Genomic DNA, 2988 nt, shown 5'->3' on the forward strand with positions numbered 1-2988 from the left:
CGCGTGCGCTGCAACAGATTGCCGCCGACGGTGGCGGCGTTGCGAAGCTGCGCCGAAGCACCCGACAGCAGCGCCTCGGCCACCGCCGGATAGGATTTGGCGAACGCCGCGTCATGGGCGAGATCGGCATTGCGGACCAGCGCGCCGATGCGCAGGCCGCCATCGTCCTGCCGTTCGATGCGGTTGAGCTCCGGCAGCCGGGAATGTCGACGATACGCTCGGGACTGGTGATGCCGCCTTTCATCAGGTCGAGCAGATTGGTGCCGCCGGCGAGATAGGCCGAACCCGGCTCGGCTGCCGCGGCGATGGCGTCGGGGATGGTGGCGGGCCTGACGTAATCGAAATCTCTCATGCCGCGGTCCTCCGGTCGGCTTTGACAAGCTGTTGCTGGGCTTCCAGGACGGCCTCGACGATGCCGCCATAGGCCGCGCATCGGCATATGTTGCCGCTCAGCCCCTCACGGATGCGTTCGGGATCGTCGCCGGCCTGTGCCTCGGCGATCAGGCCGAGCGTGCTCATGATCTGGCCGGGTGTGCAGAACCCGCACTGGAAGCCGTCATGGGCGATGAAGGCGGCCTGCACCGGATGCAGTTCCTCGCCGTGGGCGACGCCTTCGATGGTCAAGACTTGGGCGCCGTCATGACTGACCGCCAGCGCCAGGCATGAGTTGATGCGCTTGCCGTCGACCAGCACCGTGCAGGCGCCGCACTGGCCGCGGTCGCACCCCTTCTTGGTGCCGGTGAGATCGAGCCGCTCGCGCAGCAGGTCGAGCAGGGTTACGCGTGGATCGACCTCCAGTTCGTGTCGGTGGCCGTTGATGGTGAGGGTGATGGGAAGGCTGGTCATGGGCGTCTGGCTCCAGTTGCTTGACGCGGATGGGATTGAACTGGTGCCTTGCCGCGGAAGGGCAAGGTAACCGTTCGGTCAGGTCTTGACGGCGAAATCGGAGATGGCAGCGGATCTCCCGCGAGACAGGCGGGCAGGGGAGATGTCGGCTTGCGTGTTCGAAAGACGTGACATACCGGTTCCCCTGATTATATGATAAAGGTGCTCCACTAAAACGGAGGCGCCTCCGTTTAATACGTGGTGGCTGAACCGGCCGGGTTCAAGCCCCCTGACACGATGTGGAGAAAAAATTGGCCAGCGAGCCGTCCGCCATTGCTGAACAGAAGGCCGAGGCTGTAGACGCAAAGCCGTTGCGCGCCGATGCGCGGCGCAACCGCGACCGGCTGGTCGAGGTGGCGGTGTCGGTCTTTGCCGAGCGCGGCATCGATGGCTCGCTGGAGGAGATCGCGCGCCGCGCCGGCGTCGGCATCGGCACGCTCTACCGGCATTTCCCGACGCGCGAGCATCTGGTCGAGGTGGTCTATCGCCGCGAGGTGGAGGCGCTGTGCGCGGCCGCCGGCGAGCTTGCCCAGAAACATCCGTCCGATGTCGCGCTGGAACAGTGGATGCAGCGCTTCGTCGACTACATCGCAACCAAGCGCGGCCTGGCGACCAGCCTGCGCATCGTGCTCACCACCAATTCGACGCTGTTTTCCGACACGTTCGGCCGGGTGTCGCAAGCCTTGCGACAGCTGGTCGAAGCGGCGGTGGCCGACGGCACCATCCGCGGCGACGTCGACGCTTCCGACGTGCTGCACGCGCTGGGCGGCATCTACTCAGCGCCCGACACCCCCGAATGGCGCGACCGCTCCCGCCGGCTGGTCAAGCTGTTGATGGACGGGTTGCGGTTCGGGGCTGCAAAGGCACAATGAGGCGACGAGATTCCGCCCGTGCAAAACCACACCTGTCGATAAATTGAGGGGACCCAATGTATGTAGGCCGTTCCTACAAAATAGTGGATTTCGCGCTGTGGTCGCGGCGCAGCGTCATCTACATGGTGGTGGTGAGTGGACTGGCCGTGGCGGCCTACCGTCTTCCAGGCATCGCCGGGTTTTCGGTGCCATGGTCGGTGGTGCTGGTGCTTGGTACCACCGTGTCACTCGTTGCCGGGTTCAAGAATTCGCAGGTGTTCACCCGCAGCAGCGACGCGCTGCAGGCTTTTACGCAAATTACGGCCAGCAGCCGGTTGTGGTCCAATTTCTGCAGGGATTTCCTCGACGCGCCGACGGCCAGACAGCTCATCTATCGCCACATCGCCTGGATGACGGCGTTGCGTTTTTCCCTGCGCCGGCCAATGCCATGGGAATCCATGGCGCGGGCCGCCAATATCGAATACCGGCGGCGCTACCGCATCCATGAGGATGCGAGCTCGATCGCCGACGAATTGCGTCCGCTGCTCGCCGAACAGGCCGAGGACGTCCTGAAATCGCCCCAGCCGGCGATCGCCCTGCTCGAACGGCAATCTGGCCAGGTCAATGCGCTGTTCAAGGACACAAAGCTCCCTCCTCAGATCTATGGCGAACTGACCAAGCTGATCCGCGACTTCCATGACCAGCAGGCGCGCTGCGATCGCATCAAGAACAATCCCTATCCTCGGCAATACGCCATCGTCAGTTCGATGTTCGTGATGATCTTCTGCACGCTGTTGCCGTTCGGGGTCGTTCCCGTCTTTGCCGATATGGGCAAATTGGGTGGGGCGCTCGGGTCGATCGCGATCTGGTTGACGATCCCGTTCAGCACGCTGCTGGGCTGGGCCTACATGTCCCTCGACCAGGTCGGCGAAAGCAGCGCCAACCCGTTCGAGGGCAACGCCAACGACGTCCCGATCTCGCAGATATGCCGCGACATCGAGATCGAGTTGCGCAGCGGGCTCGGCGAGGCCGATCTTCCCAAGCCCCTGCTGCCGGTCAACGACATCGCGACCTAGGCAGGATCAAGACGAAGGCGCGGACCCGAAGGTCCCCTTCATCGTGCTGCTGGCGGAGGCCGCTCAAACGTCGAGGCAGACCTTGCCGAAATGCTTTTGCGTTTCGTAATGCGCGAAGGCGGTGGCGATGTCCTGCAGCGGAAAATGGCGGTCTATGACGGGCTTCAGCCTGATAG

The 2988-nt window shown here is 63.8% G+C and carries 4 protein-coding genes and 1 pseudogene; 2 read left to right on the forward strand and 3 right to left on the reverse strand.

The window, feature by feature from the left end:
• Positions 1-352, reverse strand: a pseudogene (locus tag EN750_RS26745) (FAD binding domain-containing protein); the annotation flags it as partial.
• Positions 349-846: a (2Fe-2S)-binding protein gene (locus EN750_RS26750; RefSeq protein ID WP_127322359.1), complete on the reverse strand. Its 498-nt coding sequence runs from the start codon at positions 844-846 to the stop codon at positions 349-351. The pseudogene EN750_RS26745 and the gene EN750_RS26750, both read right to left, overlap by 4 nt.
• Before the next feature lie 290 nt (positions 847-1136).
• Here EN750_RS26750 and EN750_RS26755 point away from each other — a divergent pair, with 290 nt between their 5' ends.
• Together EN750_RS26755 and EN750_RS26760 are read left to right on the forward strand one after the other, a co-directional pair.
• On the forward strand, positions 1137-1757 hold the full coding sequence (locus EN750_RS26755) for a TetR/AcrR family transcriptional regulator (protein WP_127327753.1): 621 nt from the start codon (positions 1137-1139) through the stop codon (positions 1755-1757).
• A 56-nt stretch (positions 1758-1813) separates the two neighbouring features.
• The gene (locus EN750_RS26760; RefSeq protein WP_127398411.1) at positions 1814-2812 is read left to right on the forward strand and encodes a bestrophin family ion channel; all 999 of its coding nucleotides are present in this window, start codon (positions 1814-1816) and stop codon (positions 2810-2812) included.
• A 63-nt stretch (positions 2813-2875) separates the two neighbouring features.
• On the opposite strand, the gene EN750_RS41535 is transcribed toward EN750_RS26760, so the two are convergent.
• Positions 2876-2986 (reverse strand): zinc-binding dehydrogenase, encoded by a 111-nt coding sequence (locus EN750_RS41535; protein WP_348629626.1) that lies wholly within the window; start codon positions 2984-2986, stop codon positions 2876-2878.
• Positions 2987-2988 lie beyond the last annotated feature (2 nt).

Source organism: Mesorhizobium sp. M7A.F.Ca.ET.027.03.2.1, from assembly GCF_003999175.1.
GTDB lineage: Bacteria > Pseudomonadota > Alphaproteobacteria > Rhizobiales > Rhizobiaceae > Mesorhizobium.

Coding starts and splice junctions, on each gene's coding strand:
- EN750_RS26760 (WP_127398411.1), top strand. CDS start 1,814: ATGTATGTAGGCCGTTCCTACAAAATAGTGGATTTCGCGCTGTGGTCG.
- EN750_RS26750 (WP_127322359.1), bottom strand. CDS start 846: ATGACCAGCCTTCCCATCACCCTCACCATCAACGGCCACCGACACGAA.